This is a genomic window from Novosphingobium lentum NBRC 107847 (assembly GCF_001590965.1).
In the GTDB taxonomy this organism is placed as follows: Bacteria; Pseudomonadota; Alphaproteobacteria; order Sphingomonadales; family Sphingomonadaceae; genus Novosphingobium; species Novosphingobium lentum.
The window spans coordinates 20977-37771 of sequence record NZ_BCTW01000019.1 but is presented as its reverse complement, the minus strand read 5'-3'; the positions used below and the strand labels follow the sequence as shown (position 1 = coordinate 37771).

Genomic DNA, 16795 nt, shown 5'->3' with positions numbered 1-16795 from the left:
GGATCAGGGCTTTCCGGGCACCAGCGCGGCGATCAGTTCCTGCTGGAGGTTGGCGGTGCCCTTTTCGGCGGCGTGCTGCGCCACTTTCGCACCGACGGCGGCCTGCAATTCGCTGCGGAAGGTCTTGCTGTTGTGGCGCAACCAGTCCTCTGACGCGCAGCGGTTGACGTTGAGCTGGTTGACTGCGGGCATCACGTGGCGCGCGATCAGCTCTACCGAATTGTGCGTCGCGCCCCAGTCCGCCCACGATGTCGTCATGTTGAGGAAGCAGCCGAACCCGCCCGATTGTTCCTGCAACCGCTTGATCTGGGCGATGGCATCGTCGGGCGTGCCGACCACCGCGAACCCTGAATCGATGATCGCGTCGAGCGGATCGACCCCCGGCGGCGGGGCGAGCGGCAGCGCGGCGACGTTGGTGAAATAGTCGATCCAGCGGTAGAAACCCCACTTCACTTCCTCGCGTGCCTTTTCGCGGGTTTCGGCGATGTGCATCGGGCCGACCAGCCGCCAGCCGCTGCGATCCACCGTCTGGCCGTGGTCGCGCGCCATATCCTCGCAAATCTGCCAGGCCGAGGCGAGCGCGTTGAACCCGCCGCCCGAGGTCGCGCCGATCGACAGCAGGTTGAGCCCCAGCCGCCCGGCGGTGCGCGCACCGGTGGGCGAAACCTGGTTGGCCACCGAAATCTCGACGCCCTGTTCGTTGTACGGCAGCAGTTGCAGGCGCGCGTTGTTGAGCGTGAACCACTCGGTTTCCTTGGTCACCGTCTCGCCATCGAGCAGCCGGACGATAACCTCCACCGCCTCCTCCATCCGGTCGCGCACTTTGGCGGTGGGGATGCCCTGCATATAGGCGTCGGACGGCAGCGAGCCGGGGCCGACGCCCAGCATCGTGCGCCCGCGCGTCAGATGGTCGAGCTGGCGGATGCGGTCGGCCAGGATGAACGGGTGGTGATAGGGCAACGAGGACACGCCGGTGCCGAGGCGGATGTTGCGCGTGCGTTCGGCGGCCACCGCGATCATCACTTCGGGGCTGGCGCTGATTTCCCAGCCGCCCGAATGGTGCTCACCGAACCAGGCTTCGTCATAGCCCAGATCGTCCATCAGCTGGACCAGCTTGAGATCGCATTCGAGCATCACCGACGGATTTTCGTCGAGCTGGTGGAACGGGGCGATGAAGGCACCGAAACGCAGACGGTTGACGGGCATGGGGCATCCTCCACAACACTGGCCGCGCCGGCAAAGACCACTGGACCAGACTCGGTTTTCCGAATATCAGTCGGGTTCTAGGTGATAGCGAAGGCTTGGGCAAGCGACTGCATCAGGCCCCACAACCGAAAGCGGAGACACGGGATGAGCGGCACGGGCGAAGGCGAGCCAGTCAAATACATCGATCCGGCGACCAAGACCGATGAACTGCAGGCCTTGCCCGATGGCGTGGCGGCCGAACTGGAAGCGCACCGTCTGCAATACCTGACCGATCCGGTTGCCGCGCACATGTGGGACCCGATCGTGATCGGCGTCCCCGGCGGCCCGGTGAAGTGCCTGCTGCTGACCTACAAGGGTCGCAAGAGCGGGCGCACGCTGACCACCGCGCTGCAATATTACACGCTGGGCGACCAGATCGCGATCGTCGGCTCACGCGGCGGCACCATCGAGCATCCGGTGTGGTACCTCAACCTGGTCGACGAGCCGAAGTGCCACATCCAGGTCGGCGCCGACGGCCGCGACGCAGTGGCGCGCACGGTCACGGGGGCCGAGCGCGAGGCGTGGTGGGCCATGGTCACCGCCGAACAGCCGGAACAGGCGGTTTACCAGACGAGGACGACGCGCGAGATTCCGGTCGTGGTGATGGACTGACCCTCCATTTTGACATCTACGATCCTTCGGGGTCCAAGTGAACGATTGCAATGGGCCGCATGCAAACCTCGCCCACTCCCAAGCCCCGTTCATCCTGAGCTTGTCGAAGGATGCACACCGAGATTGCCTCAACCCCCGGCAACGCCGGTGATATTGCGCAGCGTTTCGGCTGGCCTCAAGCAAAACCAGCGCCCGGACCAATCGTTGGCGTGCATCCTTCGACAAGCTCAGGATGAGCGGGCATGGGGGGATTTCGCCGCCTGTAGTGGCGCCCCTAAACCACTGCTTCGATCGCCGGCAATTCCCCGGCATCGGGATCGAGGCCGCACAGCTTGAACCACGTGCGTTCGCGGAAGGCCTGTCGCTCGCCATAAGCCAGGATCGCGTCGATCGCGGCGGGCGATAGCGGCTGCGTGCCTTCTTCGCCGAGGATGGCGTGGTCGATCGCCGTGCCCACCCGGCCGACGGCGGCTTCCACCGCGTCGATATCGCGCCGGTCGATCGTCTCGGTCGCGGCCAGCGCCGTCGTCAGTTCGCCGTTGAAGCCGGGATCGCTGACGGCAATCGCGCGCGCCAGATCGGCCATCGCATCGAGCGAGGCGGTTTCGAAGCGCAGCGCGTGTTTCCACTGGCCGCCGATCATCTTGAGGTGCCCGATCACCAGCAAGGCCTGTTCGCGCGCCATGCGTTCGCCGGGGGGGAGCGAGGGGATCACCACTTGCTCGAGCGCCTTGATGCAGTTGGCGAGGCGGACGTCGATGTTGGGCAGCATGGTTCAGGCCTCGCGCAGCAAAAGGACGATCTGGGCGAGGAACACCGCCCCGGCCGAGGCCAGCATGGTCAGCACCAGATCCTGATGGTTGTTGCTTTCGGTTGCCGCGCGGATGGCCTGCGAAAGGTCCATCACCGCGCATTTGTAGGCATTGAGGATCTCGTAATAGCGCAGCTTTACCGGGTCGATCACGTTGCCCGATTGCGCCTGATAGAGGCCCAGAAATTCGTCGCGCGGCATCAGGCCGCAGACGAGGAACACGCCATCTTCGCGCCACACCCCGAACAGTTTCTGGATCACCCACGCGATATCCTCGTGGTAATCGCCGATGTGGCCCAGTTCCCAGTCGAGGATCGCGGTGAACCGGCCGCTCGGCTCCTCGAACATGAAGTTGCCCATGCGCAAGTCGCCGTGGACGATCACCGGTTTTTCGCAGACCGGCGCGTTTTCGCGCAGCCAGCGTTCGGCCAGCGTGATGATCGGCACCGGTTCGAGCAGCGCGTTCCAGCCCAGCTGCGACCACCAGTTGACCTGCCACAGCGCGGCGTCGGTCGTGCCGGGGCGCGGCACGTTGAAGTACGAGAGGTCGGCCTTGCTGAAATCGAAGCCGTGGACCTTGATGTAGGCATCGATGAACTGCGGCGCGAGCTTGGGCACCCAGTCATCGAAGCGCGAGCCGATGCCGGTGACGCCGACTTTGTCGACCTCGGTCGGCTGGGTCACGCCCGACACGAACTCCATGATCATGCCAGGCTGGCCCAGCACATCGCCATCGGCATCGAAACTGCGGATGCCGGCGATGGGCACCACGCCTTTCATCGCCATGTGCAACTGCGATTCGCGCCCCCGGCAAGTCTGGGTGATGCCCTCCAGCGGATCCATGCGCAGGATCAGCCGGGTTCCCTCGGCATCGCCGGCGTGGCGCAGCCTGAACGCAAACTGCTCCTTCGAAGCGCCGCCCGCCATGCGCACGACATCGCTGATCGCGACTTGCGTCAGTCCTTCGGTCACCGCGAAATAGTTCTGCAGGATCGTCGCGACCTGATCGGCGGTCTTGGCGCGGTAAGGCCCGTTGGGCCGATCGCGCACCGTGCGGTCGAGAATTTCGCGCACGCGGGGTTCCATATTGTCGCGGTCCCATTTGCGGGGTGCCGCAATTCCCAGAACAGCCATCAGATCATTCCCCTCGTCGTTGCTTGCTGCAACGTGTTGTCGTTATCAAACTGGTTGTGGCGCCCGCTATCGTGGCACCGAAACATCCGTGCCCAGCGCATCGAGCAGCGCCATGTCGAAATAGTCGCGCCATGCGCAAATTCGGTCGCCGCGAAATTCGAACACGCCCATGATCGGCAGTTCGACGACCTTTCCGGCAAAGTCGAGCCGGTCGATCCGCTCGTTCATCACCGTGCCGTCGGGCCCTTCGATCTGGCGCAGCACGGTAAATTCCAGATCGCCGACCGCGCCGAAAAACCACGTCAGGAATTCCCCGATCTGCTGGTGGCCGACATTGGGCGGGTCGATCGGCACGTTGGTGTAGATCGCGTCTTCGGTGAAGAATTCGACGATCGTTGCCACATCGCGCCGCTGCCAGCTGGCCAGCATCGCGGACACGCGGTTTGCGTTGTCGCTCATTGCCGCGATCTCCCGCGCTAGTTTCCGTTCCCTTTCCAGGGAAAGTTGAAGCCGCATTCGACCATGCCGTACCCGATGGTGCCGTCGGCCAGCGTGAATTCCATCATCTGTTCGGTGAAGATGAACGTGTCGAACGGGAACATCCAGCGGAACAGCGGCTTGCCGGTGAAATCCCACAGCCGGCCATCCTCGTCGGTCACCTTCCAGCGCACGTCCCTCACCGTCATGCCATCGTCCTGAAACACCACGGTTTCATCCATCGACATGATCGTGTGCCAGCGCGTGCCGTCGTGGAGGATCTTCTGATAACTGTCGCCATGATCGGTGATGCCGTGGACCGCAACGCAGGCCATGCCGTTGTCGAAGATCGGCCAGGCGAGCCGGTAATGGTGCACGCCGCCCCAGTTGCGCGGGCCCGCGCTCATGTCGCGAAAGCCCTTGTCGGCGATGGCGATCGTCTCGCCATTGCCCAGCGTGATCGTGCCGCTGACGTTGCAGAACCCCTCGGGGTGGATGTAGGCCAGTTCGCGCGCGATCGCGTCGTCGGGCCCGTTGTTGGACAGCGCGATGCTGTCACCCATTGGGTGGATCAGGTCCCACACCAGATCGGCCTTGAAATCGTCGGTATCGACGCTCACCCGGCATTTCTGCATCGGTTCGATCACCTGGATCGTGGTGCCCGCCACGGTCATCCCGGGATCGGGGCGGTCCATCGTCAGCGGCAGGTTCATGTTGACGCGGGTGAACAGCGGCTTGCCATCGCGGAAGAACACGGTGAAGCCGTTGGTCTCACCCAGGTTTTCCAGCACGCCCACGCGGATGAACCCGCCCGTGCGGGTTTTGCGGTCGTAGAAATTGAAATACCAGCTCTGGTTCCATTTGCGGATATCCGGGTTGGGAATGTGCTTCTCGGCGTTGTCATTCAACCATTGGGCGGTCATCGCGGTCATGCAGTCTCTCTCCTGGCGCATTTTTCCGGCAAGTTAGTAAACAGCGTTACAATGTCAACAGGAAGGTGAACGGATGACGGGAAATCTTCGCGCACTGCCAGCTTGACAAAGCGGGTGAGGAATTTCATCCTCACATTTTCCGACAATGCATCGGTTTTTATGGCTTGGGAGAGTCTGATGAAATTCACGAACGATCCGATGAAGTTCGGGATCTTCATGGGGCCTTACCACAAGCCGGACCTCAACCCGATCGTCGCGTTCGAACAGGATATGCAGACCGTCATCAACCTCGACCGGCTGGGGTATGACGAAGCCTGGATCGGTGAGCACCATTCGGGCGGGGTGGAAACCATCGCCTGCCCGGAACTGTTCATCGCGGCGGCGGCCCAGCATACCAAGCACATCAAGCTGGGCACCGGGGCGATCACCGTGCCCTATCACCATCCGTTCCAGGTGGCCGAGCGCATCGTCCAGCTCGATTACATGACGCGTGGCCGGATGATGTTCGGCGTCGCGCCCGGGCAGCTGGTGCAGGATGCCACGATGATCGGGCAGCACCCCAAGGACAATCGCCGCCGCCTGCACGAAGCGCTCGACGTCATGATCCCGCTGTTCAAGGGCGAGACCGTCACCCAAAAGACCGACTGGTTCGAACTGAAGGACGCCTCGCTGCAACTGCTGCCTTATTCGGATTTCGACATGGCGACGGTTTCGGTCATTTCGCCGTCGGGTCCGCTGATCGCGGGCAAATACGGCATGGGCATGCTTTCGGTTGCAGCCACCCATCCCGTCGGGATCGAGCAACTGCTGGAACATTGGGACATTGCGCAAGCGGAAGCGAAGAAGGCCGGCCACGTGCTCGATCGATCTTCGTGGCGGCTGATGGGGCCGATGCACATCGCCGAAACGTTCGAAAAGGCGCGCGACGAGGTGCGGTACGGCATGTGCATGCTGGAAGACTACCGCGCGCACATCAATCCCGCGGACGCGATGGACTGGTCCGACAGCGACCGCGCGGTCGATATCCTGAACGAGAGCGGCGCGGCGGTGATCGGCACGCCCGCGATGGCCCGCGCACAGATCGAGCGGCTGATCGCCAAGTCCGGCGGGTTCGGCACCTACATGCTGATGGGCGTGGACTGGGCGCAGCACCCCGCGCAACTCAACAGCCAGCGCCTGTTCGCCGAAGAGGTCATCCCTTATTTCAACGGCACCCGCGCACCGTTGCGCCGCAGTTTCGATGCGGTGATGGGCACCGGCTATGAAGGGGCGGAAATCACTGCGGCGGCGCAGGCGGCGATGGCGGCGGCCTATAAGGCGGGCAAGGTTTGATGGCCTTGGCGCACGTCACGCTGCCGACCGGGCCGACGGTCAGCTATGAAGACAGCGGCGGGGGTGGCACGCCAGTCATCTTCAGCCACGGACTGTTCATGGATCACACCATGTTCGATGCCCAGGTCGCGGAATTCGCGGGTGCTTACCGCTGCATAACCTGGGATGAGCGCGCACACGGTGGAACCGGGTGGAACGCGCCGTTCACCTACTGGGATTCAGGCCGCGACCTGATCGCCTTGATGGATGCGCTGGGCATCCACAAATGCATCCATGTCGGCATGAGCCAGGGGGGGCTGCTGGGGATGCGCGCGGCGATCCTCGCGCCCGAACGTTTCACCGGCATCGTCCAGCTGGCGACGCAGGCCGGCACGCTGGAGGGCGCCGAACCGTTCCGCGCATTCATCGACGGGTGGAAGGCCGATGGCGCGGACGCGGACAAGCTGACGTTCCTCACCGACCTGATCCTCGGGCCGGGCATCGATCCGGCGTATTGGTACGCCTACTGGAAGACGTTCACCCCCGATCAGCTAGAAACCGCCGTCGCCCCGCTGTTCGCGATCGACGCGCTATATGACCGGCTGCACGAGGTCACGGTGCCGGTGTGCACCATCCACGGCCTGGCCGATTTCGGCACGTCGCATGCCCTGGCCGAGCGCGTCGCGCGCGAAGTCCCCGATCCGCGCGGCGTCACCCTGATCGAGGACGGCCCCCATGCCGTCAACATCAGTCATGCCGCCCAGGTAAACGCGGCGTTGCGCACATTCTTCGACGAGCTGGCATGAGCGGTTTCGCCGGCAAAGTCGCGCTCGTCACCGGCGCGGCGTCGGGGATCGGCGAGGCTTGCGCCCGCGCGCTCGCCGCCGCCGGTGCGCAAGTGGTGCTGACCGACCTGATGCTCGACGGCGCGTTGCGCGTCGCCCGCGACATCGGCGCCTCCGCCGAAGCCTTTGCCGCCGATGTTTCGGCCGAGGACCAGTGCGACGCGATGGTGGCGTTTGCGGTCGAGCGGTTCGGGCGGCTCGACATCGCGGTCAACAATGCCGGGGTGGGCAACAAGGATCGCTCGCACGTTGCCGATCTGGCCACGGCAAGCTGGCGCCATGTGCTCGGCGTCAATCTCGACGGCGTGTTCTTTTCGATGCGCGCGGAAATTCGCGCGATGATCGCCAGTGGTGGCGACAAAAGCGACGGTAGATCGATCGTCAACATCGCGTCGGTGATGGGCTCGGTCGCGGTCGAATGCGGCAGCGCCTACGTCACAGCCAAGCACGGCGTGGTCGGGCTGACCAAGGCGGCGGCGCTCGATCACGCCGCCGATGGCATCCGCGTCAACGCGGTGGGGCCGGGCTATGTCGATACCGCAATGTTCGCCGATCGCACCCCCGAACAGCGCGCCGAAGTGGGGGCGCGCCATCCGCTCGGCCGCATTGCCCGCCCCGACGAAATTGCTGCGATGGTGACGTTCCTGGCCTCGCCTGCCGCCTCGTTCGCCACGGGTGGCTATTATCCGGTCGATGGCGGCTATCTGGCGCGCTGATGACCGGGCGGGTGCAGATGTTCCATGGGGCGTCGAGCCTGCTTTACGGAAGAAAGAAGTGTAACATGCCGACTTGGCGATCATCGTGGACCGAGGCACCGCAGGCGACATCTGGACGATGCCGTCGGTCGGGATGCCACGCGCGATGACCGGACCGGACCAATTCGGCGAGCTGGAGCAGCTCATCGCCGAGTTCGAGCGATCGGGCTTGCGCGAATTGCAGGTGCGTGCCGGCGATCTGGAAATCTATCTCTCGCAGGACACCACGGCGGCAGGGCTGGGTATCGGGTCGCAAGTCGAGGTCGCGCTGTCGTCACCCACGACCCCCGCTGCCGCCGCGCTACCCCCGGTACCCGAGCCGGTTGCTGCTGCGGCGCAGGCGTGGCCGGACGGCGCAACCGTGGTCGCTGCGCCGTATCTCGGCACGTTCTATCGTTCGCCCAAGCCGGGTTCGCCGCCGTATGTCGAGGTGGGCGGCGATGTCACCGCCGATAGCGAACTGTGTCTGGTTGAGGTGATGAAACTGTTCACCGCCGTCCGCGCCGGAACCGCCGGCAAGGTCGTGCAAGTGCTCGCCAGCGACGGCGATCTGGTCTCCGCCGACCAGCCGCTGTTCGTCATCGCGCCGATCGTCGGCGGGGCAGTCTGACCATGGCACTTTCCCGCCTGTTCATCGCCAATCGCGGCGAAATTGCGCTCCGCGTGGTGCGTGCCGCGCAAGCGCTCGACCTCGAGACAGTCATCGGCGTGTCGGACGCCGATCGGGGGAGCGCGGCGGCGCGGCTGGCCGACCGGGCGCTGGTGCTCGGTCCGGGACCGGCGGCCAGAAGCTATCTCGACGCCATGCTGGTGGTGCAGGCCGCCAAGGCGAGCGGCTGCGACGCGCTGCATCCGGGCTACGGCTTCCTTTCCGAACGCGCGGAACTGGCGCGGCTGTGCGAGGAGCATGGCATCATCTTCGTCGGCCCCAAGCCCGACATGATCGAGGCGCTGGGCGACAAGCTGCGCGCGCGCGAAATGGCGGCGGCAGCCGGTGTGCCGCTCGTGCCCGGCAGCGGCGAGATAGCCAGCGCCGCCGATGCCCGGCGCATCGCGGACCAGCTCGGCTACCCGGTTCTGCTCAAGGCCGCAGCCGGTGGCGGCGGGCGCGGCATGGTGATCGTGCGCGGTCCTGATGAAATCGAGGCCGGTTTCCATCGCGCCAGTGCCGAAGCGCAAGCTGCCTTCAACGACGGCACATTGTTCATGGAACGGTTCGTTCCCGAGGCGCGCCACGTCGAAGTCCAGCTGATGGGCGACGGGCAGGGCGAAGTCGTCCACTTCGGCGAACGCGATTGCTCGGTCCAGCGGCGCTACCAGAAGGTGATCGAGGAAGCGCCATGCGTCGCGATGCCGGCGGCGCTGCGCACGCAATTGCACGGCGCGGCGGTCAGCCTTGCCCAAAGCGTGTCCTACCGCAACGCCGGCACGGCCGAGTTCCTTTATGATGTCGCGCGGCAGGAGGTCTACTTCATCGAGGTCAACGCCCGCATCCAGGTCGAACACCCGGTGACCGAGATGGTGACCGGCCGCGACCTTGTGCAGGAACAGTTGCGCATTGCCGGCGGGCAGGGCTTGTCGTTGCGGCAGGCGGATGTTGTCCTGACCGGCCACGCCATGGAATGTCGCATCAACGCCGAGGACAGCACCCGCGACTTCGTGCCGGTCCCGGGCACGGTCACCCGCTGGCGTCCGCCCGAAGGCGAGGGCATCCGGCTCGATTCGCACATCAGCGAAGGCGCGGTGATCCCGCCGTTCTACGACAGCATGATCGGCAAGTTGATCGTCCACGCCGCCACGCGCGACGCCGCGATCGACAAGCTTGCCGCTGCGCTCGACGAGTTCGTCGTCGAAGGCGTGCCGACCACCATCCCGCTGCACCGCAAGATCCTGCGCGATCCCCGGTTCAGGGCCAACCAGATCCACACGCGCTGGCTCGAACAGGATATGTTCGCCAAAACTCCGATCGCGGGGGAGACCTGACGATGGACGATCCGGTTCACGAAATCCGCGCGCTGCTGATGCAGTTTGTCCATTCGCCGCTCAAGCACCTGTATGTGCGGAGCGATGCCATGACGGTGTTCATGGCGCGTCCGGGGGGCGGGGACAATCCGATGCGACAAACAACGGCTGCGCCGCATGCCGCCGCCGTGGCTGGATTGGCCCCCGCACTGGTGAGCGTTAAAGCGCCACACCTTGGCCTGTTCCTGGCATCATTGGCGGTGGGGGACTTGGTGGACCACGGCGGCCTGATCGGCACGATCGATGTGCTGGGCCGCAAGACCGAAATATTGAGCGACCGTGCGGGTCACATTGCTGCAATCCATTTCGCCGCCAACCAGCTTGTCGAATTCGGGGAGACTCTGGTCGAGATCGCCGTCGCGGCCTGACCGGTCGCCCAGATTGCGCGCAACGCCCGATGTCCGGTCGGCATCGTCGAGCGCATCCTGCATTTCATCAATCGCCGTCCCGCTGACCCAAGGCGTTGGACGGGTTCGTATCGCCTGTTGCCAAATGGCCGCACATTGACTATTTGATGCCATATGGAGGTTTGCCATGCTGGCTCTGCAACCCGTCGATACCGCCCCTCAGGCGTTCCGCGCCGACCCCATAACCCAGGACGAGGGCGCGGCGATGTTTCGTGCGGCGCTCGGTTTGTTCGGCAAATGGGGCGTGACCGATGATCAGGCGGCGGTGCTGCTCGACATGCCGGTACGCACCTACCGCCGCTGGAAGGCCGAAGGGGCCGGGCGCATATCCCGCGATGGCTGCGCGCGATTGTCGAACCTGATGGGCGTTCACAAGGCCCTGCGGATCATATTCCACGAGGCGCCGCGCGGCTACGACTGGATCCGCGCCGCCAATGCCGCGTTTGCCGGGGCAATCGCGCTCGATGTCATGCTCGGGGGTGAACTCACCGATATCATGCGCGTGCGCCGGTACCTCGATGCGACACGCGGTGGCTGGTGACGGCACTGGCCGATCTTTCGGTTGCAAATGTCGAATGGACAGGGGCTGTCAGGATCATCCGCAGCGTCTTTCCGCCGATCGATCTGTTCGAGGACATTGCCGATCCCGCTGACTGGCCGCTGCTGATCGCCGGAGAGCAGAAAACCAACCCCCGCATCATGGCAACGATCGGTAACCTCGATCTTGTCCCGGTCGATCGGCGGGTGGGCGGCAACGGGGCGTCCTACCTGATGTCGCCGTTTACCCATTGCAGCACCGACCGTCCCAGCCGGTTCACCGATGGAACATATGGCGTTCTCTATGCCGGGAACACCTTCGAGACCGCGCTGTTCGAGACCATTCATCACCATGCACGGTTCATGGCGCGCACCGCGGAGGCACCCGGGTGGACTTCGCAGTTTCGCGAAATCGTGCTCACGGTCGCGGCTGGTTTGCAGGACCTGCGGGGCCACGCCGGCGCCGCCCGGAGCGCTCTCGATCGCGACAGTTACCGGGCAAGCCAACCGCTGGGTGCCGGCCTCAGGGCAGCAGGCGCAAACGGCGTCGTTTATCCCAGTGTCCGGCATGCAGGCGGCGAATGCGCGGCGCTGTTCTACCCGGACTGTGCCTCAGCGCCGATCCAGCGGCGGCATCTCGATTATCATTGGGATGGGGGCCGCGTGGACCTCGTCCGTGATGCAGGGGCTGGCGCCGTGTTCAGGGTCATCGACCAGGCTTGACCCGAAGTGTCCGCGTTCGGGTTCGGATTTGGGCCGGTTCGCAGCGCGCGTCGATCAGCCGCTACCGAAAGGCAAGCTTCGTCGCCCAGCGGCAGATCTCAATGTGAAAAATGGTGGACGCACTTGGGCTCGAACCAAGGACCCGCTGATTAAGAGTCAGCTGCTCTACCAACTGAGCTATGCGTCCGTTCCGTCGCGGAAGCGCCCCTATAGCGATTGCTGCGTGGCTGCCAAGCCCTCTTTTGGCGGGCCCTACAACAAACTTCCGCCACCCTGCTTGCCCCACCGGTCGACCGCCATGATCGTGCCGATGCAGATCATGTTGGTCATCATCGAGGAGCCGCCGTGGCTCATGAACGGCAGCGGGATGCCCACCACAGGGGCCAGTCCCATGACCATCATCAGATTGATGCAGACGTAGAAAAAGATCGTGGTGGTCATGCCTGCCGCCAGCAGCATCGAGAACCGGTCGGGCGCGCGGCGCGAGACCTGCAGGCCCCAGCGCAGGATCAGGCCGAACACCAGCAGCACGAACAACCCGCCGACCATGCCCCATTCCTCGGCCATCGTGGCGAACACGAAATCGGTGTGCGATTCGGGCAGGTAATCGAGGTGGCTCTGCGATCCGTTGCCGAACCCCTTGCCGAAGAACCCACCCGATCCGATCGCGATCTTGGACTGGGTGATGTGATAGCCCGAGCCGAGCGGATCGCTTTCGGGGTCCATGAACACCAGCACGCGCTTGCGCTGGTAATCGTGGAGCAGGGTGAAGAACGCGATCGGTGCGATCACCGCGCCCGCTGCGCCCGCGCCGATGAACAGCCGCAACGGCAGTCCCGCCAGGAACATCATCACCACCGCGCCGAAGCTGATCGCCAGCGCGGTGCCGAGATCGGGCTGCAGCATCACCAGCGCCGCCGGAATGCCCAGCATCACGCCCGCCGGCACGATCGCGCGCCAGCCTTGCGATTCACCCGGCGGCAGCAGGTCGTAGAACCACGCAAGCACCAGCACGATGCCGGGCTTCATCAGTTCGGACGGCTGCAGCGTCATGAATCCCAAGTCGAGCCAGCGGCGGCTGCCACCGCCGATCGCGCCGAGCAGTTCGACCAGCACCAGCAGCACGCACAACCCGGCATAGCCGGGCAGCGCGACCCGGCGGAACCAGTCCTTCGGCGCCCGCGCGATCAGCATCGCCATGACCAGGAAGATGATGAACCGCGCGACATGCATCCCCGCCCAGGGGCGCAGCGATCCTCCGGCGGCGGAATAGAGCACGGTCGCGCCGAACAGCACGAGCGCGAACAGCGGCAGGATCAGCTTCCACGGCTGCGCGGCGATCGCGGCGGGAATGTAGGCGCGCTGCATGCGTCAGTGGACCTGCGGTACGGTGGCGGCCACCGGGGCGGAGGCCGCAGCCGGGGGCGCTGGCGTCGGCGACGGATCGGGCGTGGGCGGGGGCGCGGCGACCGGCTCGGGCGCGGGGGGGGCGGCGTCGGTCACCGCTGCGGTGGGTTCAGTGGCGGGCGTGTTGTCCGCAGCGACGGTTTCGGCCAGTTGGGCATCGTCCGCTGGCTTGGGCGCGGTGGCGCCGAACTGTGCTTCGTAGGAGGCATATTTGGCGGCCATGCGCTGGGTCACGTTGCCGCCCCACTGCTTTTCGTAGCCTTCGAGCACTTCCATCGCCTTGGCCTGGTCGAACAGGAACGTCATGACGTCACGCGCGACCGGATAGGCCGAGCCCGATCCGCCGCCATGCTCGATCGCCACGGCGCAGGCATAGCGCGGCTTGTCGAACGGGGCAAAGCAGATGAAGTGCCCATGGTCGCGGTGCTTCCACTGGCCGCCCTTGCCGTTGCCCACGTTGAGGCCGACCACTTGCGCGGTGCCGGTCTTGCCCGCCATCTGCACGCCGGGGATGGGCAGGCGCGCCTTGCCGGCGGTGCCGCGCCCGTTGACCACTTCGTTCATCGCGGCGTGGATCAGGTCGAGGTGGTCCTGCGCGATGCCCAGCGGCTTGGGCGCGGGCGCGTGGCGATCGAGCAGCAGGCGCGGCATCAGGATGTTGCCGCTGGCCAGCCGCGAGGCCATCACCGCCTGCTGCAGCGGGTTTACCTGCACATAGCCCTGGCCGATGGTGGCGTTCACCGTATCGTAGATCGCCCAGTCCTGATGATACTTGCGCTTCTTCCACGCCGGATCGGGGACCGTGCCATACGACTGGCCGGCGACGGGGAGTGGAAATTCCTGGCCCAACCCCAGGCGCCGCGCCATCGCCGCGATGCCGTCCATGCCCATGCGCTGGGCGAAGTGGTAGAAATAGACGTCGCAGCTCTGGTAGATGCCTTTCAGCATGTCGGTCGAGCCGTGGCCGTGGTGGTTCCAGCAGTGGAACACGCGGTTGCCCACGCGCAGCCCGCCGGCGCAATTGACCGACTCCTTCGGGTCGAGCCCGCCTTCGAGAAACGACAGCGCGACCATCGGCTTTACGGTCGATCCGGGCGGGTAGAGGCCGCGCAGCACTTTGTTACGCAACGGCACGTGATCGTCTTCGGACAGCATCTTCCATTCGATGCGGCCGATGCCGTCGGCAAAGCTGTTGGGATCGAAGCTGGGCATCGAGGCCATGGCCAGGACATCGCCGGTGGCGCAATCCATCACCACCACCGACCCGGATTCCAGCCCGATGCGACGCGCGGCATAATCCTGCAGCGCGCCGTTGATGGTCAGCTGGATCGGCTGGCCCGGCACATCCTCGCGCGTGCCGAGGTCGCGGACCACGCGGCCGCTGGCAGTCGCCTCGACCCGTCGGGCACCGGGAATGCCGCGCAGGCGGGCTTCGAACTGCTTTTCGAGCCCGTCCTTGCCGATCTTGAAGCCCGGCGTGATCAGCAGCGGGTTGCGCTCGCGCTCGTAATCCTCGGCCGACGCCGGGCCGACGTAGCCGACGAGGTGGCCGACCGCGGCTCCGGTCGGATAATCGCGCGAAAAGCCGCGCTGGGGGATGACCCCGGGCAAGTCCGGCAAGCGCACGCTGACCGCCGCGAAGTGATCCCAGTCCATGCTGGCGGCGACTTCGACCGGCTGGAACCCGCGCGCCTTGTCGAGCTTGTCGGAAATGTCGCGGACTTTGTCGTCGGGCAGCGCGAGCAGTTCCTGCAGCGTTTTCAGCGTGCGGTCGCGGTCGACCAGGCGATCGGGAATGATGTCCACGCGAAAATCGGCGCGGTTGGCGGCCAGCGGCGCGCCCGTGCGATCGATCACCCAGCCCCGGCGCGGCGGGATCAGCGTGAGGTTGACCCGGTTGCTTTCGGACGCGGCGCGGTACTTGGCGTTTTCGGCAACCGCGAGATAGCCGAGCCGGGTCGCGAGCAGCAGGCCGACACCGCCCTGCGCCGCGCCCAGCACGAACGAGCGCCGGTCGAAGCGGTTGTTGAGCGCGATCGAAGTCGTCGGCAGCTTGGGCACCTTGCGCTTGTCGCTGGCGAACGGGAGCCCGATCCGCTTCATGCGCCCACGGTCTTCAGCGGCAGCAGCCGCAACCGGTCGAGCAGCGCGACCAAGGCGTTGATCGCGGGGAACAGCACGATGCTGAGCGCCACTTGCGGCAGCGTGCCGATCGGGTCGGGGTGGCCGGTCGCCATGCCGGCAATCAGCGCGCCGAGCAGCAGATAACCCGCAAACAGCGCGGCGGCCGCCAGCCAGTCCTGCAGGAACCCGCGCCACAGGAACCGCACGTCGATCACGTCCATGGCCAGCATCGCCAGCGACCACAGCACGATGCCACTGCCGAACGGCTGGCCGCTGTAAAGATCGTCGAACGCGCCCAGCGGCAACCCCGCCCAGACCGGCAGCAGGCCGGGGCGCAACATGCGCCACGCGATCAGCAGCATGAACGCCAGCGGTGGCAGCACCGGCGCGGACGCGACGATCGGCGAAAAGCTGATCATCGACAGCAGCATGATCGAAGCCCACGGCACCGCAACGGCCAGCACCGGGGAGGGCGCGCGGTTGATCCGGCTGCGAAAGCGGTCCTCGGCGCGCGCGGGCAGGCGCAGGCGGCTCACTTCTTCTTTTTCCGCGGCGGTGCCTGCACCGGGGGCACGGGCTTGTCCGCCTCGACCATCGCCTGCGTGGCGGCCTGCTGGAACACCGGATCGACGATCACGAATTCGGCCGCCGCCGGATCGCTGGCGAGTTGCGCGATGGCGCCGTCGCGCATCGGCTGGGTCGCGACCGCCACCGGGATGCCGGGCGGATAGAGCCCGCCCGAGCCCGATGTCACGAACACGTCGCCCTTCCTGACCGGATTGACGCCCAGATTGAGCAGGCGGATCGTGACCTGGCCGTTGCCGCCGCCCTGGATGAACGCGGCCAGCCCATCACTCGCCCGGCGCACCGGCACGACATTGTCAGCATCGGTCACCAGCAGGACTCGCGCAGTGTCGGGTCCGGTTTCGGTCACGCGCCCGATCAGGCCGGTTTCGGACCGCACCGGTTCGCCATTCCGCACGCCGCTGCGCCAGCCGACCGAAAGGATCGCGAAGCGCCGGGTGCTGCTGGCGGTCGAGCCGATCAGCCGCGCCGCCGCCACCGGGCGTTGCTGCGGATCGATGATCCCGAGCAGGGCTTTCAGCCGGCGGTTTTCATCCTGCAGCGCGTGCATCGTCGCGGCATTGGCGCGCGCCTTGTCGACCTCGCGATGGAGCTGGGCGTTCTGGCGGCCGGCGTCGAAATAGGCCCCGATCGCCGAGAACAGGCCCTGGCCGCCCTGGCGCGACGAGGCACCGGCCTGGCCGAGCGGACGCGCAACCTCGTTCGCGGCGTTGCGCGCAAAGGAAAAGGCTCCGGGATTGAACAGCGATATGGCGAGCACGGCGAGCCCGGCCAGCACGCCCGCGAAGGCGACCACATAGCCGGTGAAGATGCCGTATTGCGCCCTGCGCGAAAAGCCCGGGCGCCGGTCCTGCGACCGCGCCATTGT

At 65.6% G+C, this 16795-nt stretch carries 19 protein-coding genes and 1 tRNA gene; 9 read left to right on the top strand and 11 right to left on the bottom strand.

What is annotated here, in order from left to right; translation table 11 throughout:
• Positions 1-3: 3 nt before the first annotated feature.
• Positions 4-1206, bottom strand: a complete 1203-nt coding sequence (locus NL2_RS16015) for an LLM class flavin-dependent oxidoreductase (protein WP_068076699.1) — start codon at positions 1204-1206, stop codon at positions 4-6.
• A 144-nt stretch (positions 1207-1350) separates the two neighbouring features.
• Between NL2_RS16015 and NL2_RS16010 the strand changes: the two genes are divergently transcribed.
• Complete coding sequence (locus NL2_RS16010; RefSeq protein ID WP_068076698.1) at positions 1351-1857, top strand: nitroreductase family deazaflavin-dependent oxidoreductase; 507 nt, start codon at positions 1351-1353, stop codon at positions 1855-1857.
• Positions 1858-2131: 274 nt separating this feature from the next.
• Here the strand turns inward: NL2_RS16010 and NL2_RS16005 are convergent, their stop codons facing one another.
• From NL2_RS16005 to NL2_RS21755, 5 genes are all read right to left on the bottom strand, one after another.
• Positions 2132-2629 carry a hypothetical protein gene (locus NL2_RS16005; protein ID WP_068076697.1) on the bottom strand — a complete coding sequence of 166 codons (498 nt, stop codon included), beginning with the start codon at positions 2627-2629 and terminating at the stop codon, positions 2132-2134.
• A gap of 3 nt (positions 2630-2632) precedes the next feature.
• Complete coding sequence (locus tag NL2_RS16000; RefSeq protein ID WP_068076696.1) at positions 2633-3802, bottom strand: phosphotransferase family protein; 1170 nt, start codon at positions 3800-3802, stop codon at positions 2633-2635.
• Positions 3803-3868: 66 nt separating this feature from the next.
• On the bottom strand, positions 3869-4261 hold the full coding sequence (locus NL2_RS15995; protein ID WP_068076695.1) for a nuclear transport factor 2 family protein: 393 nt from the start codon (positions 4259-4261) through the stop codon (positions 3869-3871).
• A 17-nt stretch (positions 4262-4278) separates the two neighbouring features.
• Positions 4279-5211, bottom strand: coding sequence for a DUF7064 domain-containing protein (locus NL2_RS15990; RefSeq protein WP_084356142.1), 933 nt, complete (start codon positions 5209-5211; stop codon positions 4279-4281).
• Positions 5208-5339 carry a hypothetical protein gene (locus NL2_RS21755; protein ID WP_281191031.1) on the bottom strand — a complete coding sequence of 44 codons (132 nt, stop codon included), beginning with the start codon at positions 5337-5339 and terminating at the stop codon, positions 5208-5210. Before NL2_RS21755 ends, NL2_RS15990 begins: the two co-directional genes overlap by 4 nt.
• A 49-nt stretch (positions 5340-5388) precedes the next feature.
• Here NL2_RS21755 and NL2_RS15985 point away from each other — a divergent pair, with 49 nt between their 5' ends.
• From NL2_RS15985 to NL2_RS15950, 8 genes are all read left to right on the top strand, one after another.
• Complete coding sequence (locus NL2_RS15985) at positions 5389-6543, top strand: LLM class flavin-dependent oxidoreductase (RefSeq protein ID WP_084356141.1); 1155 nt, start codon at positions 5389-5391, stop codon at positions 6541-6543.
• Entirely contained in the window at positions 6543-7328 is a 786-nt protein-coding gene (locus NL2_RS15980; protein ID WP_068076694.1) for an alpha/beta fold hydrolase, read from the top strand. Before NL2_RS15985 ends, NL2_RS15980 begins: the two co-directional genes overlap by 1 nt.
• Positions 7325-8083, top strand: coding sequence for an SDR family NAD(P)-dependent oxidoreductase (locus tag NL2_RS15975; RefSeq protein ID WP_068076693.1), 759 nt, complete (start codon positions 7325-7327; stop codon positions 8081-8083). The genes NL2_RS15980 and NL2_RS15975 overlap by 4 nt, the downstream gene beginning before the upstream one ends.
• Before the next feature lie 85 nt (positions 8084-8168).
• On the top strand, positions 8169-8732 hold the full coding sequence (locus tag NL2_RS15970) for an acetyl-CoA carboxylase biotin carboxyl carrier protein (RefSeq protein WP_245647723.1): 564 nt from the start codon (positions 8169-8171) through the stop codon (positions 8730-8732).
• A 2-nt stretch (positions 8733-8734) separates the two neighbouring features.
• The gene (locus tag NL2_RS15965; RefSeq protein WP_068076692.1) at positions 8735-10105 is read left to right on the top strand and encodes an acetyl-CoA carboxylase biotin carboxylase subunit; all 1371 of its coding nucleotides are present in this window, start codon (positions 8735-8737) and stop codon (positions 10103-10105) included.
• Between the two features lie 2 nt (positions 10106-10107).
• Positions 10108-10512, top strand: coding sequence for a biotin/lipoyl attachment domain-containing protein (locus tag NL2_RS15960; protein WP_068076691.1), 405 nt, complete (start codon positions 10108-10110; stop codon positions 10510-10512).
• Between the two features lie 166 nt (positions 10513-10678).
• Positions 10679-11092 carry an antitoxin Xre-like helix-turn-helix domain-containing protein gene (locus NL2_RS15955; RefSeq protein WP_068076690.1) on the top strand — a complete coding sequence of 138 codons (414 nt, stop codon included), beginning with the start codon at positions 10679-10681 and terminating at the stop codon, positions 11090-11092.
• A complete protein-coding gene (locus NL2_RS15950; protein WP_068076689.1) occupies positions 11089-11811 on the top strand; it encodes an RES family NAD+ phosphorylase in 723 nt (240 codons plus the stop codon). The genes NL2_RS15955 and NL2_RS15950 overlap by 4 nt, the downstream gene beginning before the upstream one ends.
• A 111-nt stretch (positions 11812-11922) precedes the next feature.
• On the opposite strand, the gene NL2_RS15945 is transcribed toward NL2_RS15950, so the two are convergent.
• The 5 genes from NL2_RS15945 to mreC form a co-directional block, all read right to left on the bottom strand.
• A tRNA-Lys gene (locus tag NL2_RS15945) sits at positions 11923-11998 on the bottom strand.
• Positions 11999-12063: 65 nt separating this feature from the next.
• Complete coding sequence (gene rodA / locus NL2_RS15940; protein ID WP_068076688.1) at positions 12064-13179, bottom strand: rod shape-determining protein RodA; 1116 nt, start codon at positions 13177-13179, stop codon at positions 12064-12066.
• A gap of 3 nt (positions 13180-13182) precedes the next feature.
• A complete protein-coding gene (mrdA, locus tag NL2_RS15935) occupies positions 13183-15321 on the bottom strand; it encodes a penicillin-binding protein 2 (protein ID WP_068076687.1) in 2139 nt (712 codons plus the stop codon).
• Positions 15318-15878 (bottom strand): rod shape-determining protein MreD, encoded by a 561-nt coding sequence (locus NL2_RS15930; protein WP_068076686.1) that lies wholly within the window; start codon positions 15876-15878, stop codon positions 15318-15320. Before NL2_RS15930 ends, mrdA begins: the two co-directional genes overlap by 4 nt.
• Complete coding sequence (gene mreC, locus NL2_RS15925) at positions 15875-16792, bottom strand: rod shape-determining protein MreC (protein ID WP_068076685.1); 918 nt, start codon at positions 16790-16792, stop codon at positions 15875-15877. The genes NL2_RS15930 and mreC overlap by 4 nt, the downstream gene beginning before the upstream one ends.
• Positions 16793-16795: the final 3 nt, after the last annotated feature.

Bases quoted from the DNA above. Each gene is read 5' to 3' on its own strand.
- NL2_RS16015 (WP_068076699.1), bottom strand. From the start codon at position 1,206: ATGCCCGTCAACCGTCTGCGTTTCGGTGCCTTCATCGCCCCGTTCCAC.
- NL2_RS16010 (WP_068076698.1), top strand. From the start codon at position 1,351: ATGAGCGGCACGGGCGAAGGCGAGCCAGTCAAATACATCGATCCGGCG.
- NL2_RS16005 (WP_068076697.1), bottom strand. From the start codon at position 2,629: ATGCTGCCCAACATCGACGTCCGCCTCGCCAACTGCATCAAGGCGCTC.
- NL2_RS16000 (WP_068076696.1), bottom strand. From the start codon at position 3,802: ATGGCTGTTCTGGGAATTGCGGCACCCCGCAAATGGGACCGCGACAAT.
- NL2_RS15995 (WP_068076695.1), bottom strand. From the start codon at position 4,261: ATGAGCGACAACGCAAACCGCGTGTCCGCGATGCTGGCCAGCTGGCAG.
- NL2_RS15990 (WP_084356142.1), bottom strand. From the start codon at position 5,211: ATGACCGCGATGACCGCCCAATGGTTGAATGACAACGCCGAGAAGCAC.
- NL2_RS21755 (WP_281191031.1), bottom strand. From the start codon at position 5,339: ATGAAATTCCTCACCCGCTTTGTCAAGCTGGCAGTGCGCGAAGATTTC.
- NL2_RS15985 (WP_084356141.1), top strand. From the start codon at position 5,389: ATGAAATTCACGAACGATCCGATGAAGTTCGGGATCTTCATGGGGCCT.
- NL2_RS15980 (WP_068076694.1), top strand. From the start codon at position 6,543: ATGGCCTTGGCGCACGTCACGCTGCCGACCGGGCCGACGGTCAGCTAT.
- NL2_RS15975 (WP_068076693.1), top strand. From the start codon at position 7,325: ATGAGCGGTTTCGCCGGCAAAGTCGCGCTCGTCACCGGCGCGGCGTCG.
- NL2_RS15965 (WP_068076692.1), top strand. From the start codon at position 8,735: ATGGCACTTTCCCGCCTGTTCATCGCCAATCGCGGCGAAATTGCGCTC.
- NL2_RS15960 (WP_068076691.1), top strand. From the start codon at position 10,108: ATGGACGATCCGGTTCACGAAATCCGCGCGCTGCTGATGCAGTTTGTC.
- NL2_RS15955 (WP_068076690.1), top strand. From the start codon at position 10,679: ATGCTGGCTCTGCAACCCGTCGATACCGCCCCTCAGGCGTTCCGCGCC.
- rodA (WP_068076688.1), bottom strand. From the start codon at position 13,179: ATGCAGCGCGCCTACATTCCCGCCGCGATCGCCGCGCAGCCGTGGAAG.
- mrdA (WP_068076687.1), bottom strand. From the start codon at position 15,321: ATGAAGCGGATCGGGCTCCCGTTCGCCAGCGACAAGCGCAAGGTGCCC.
- mreC (WP_068076685.1), bottom strand. From the start codon at position 16,792: ATGGCGCGGTCGCAGGACCGGCGCCCGGGCTTTTCGCGCAGGGCGCAA.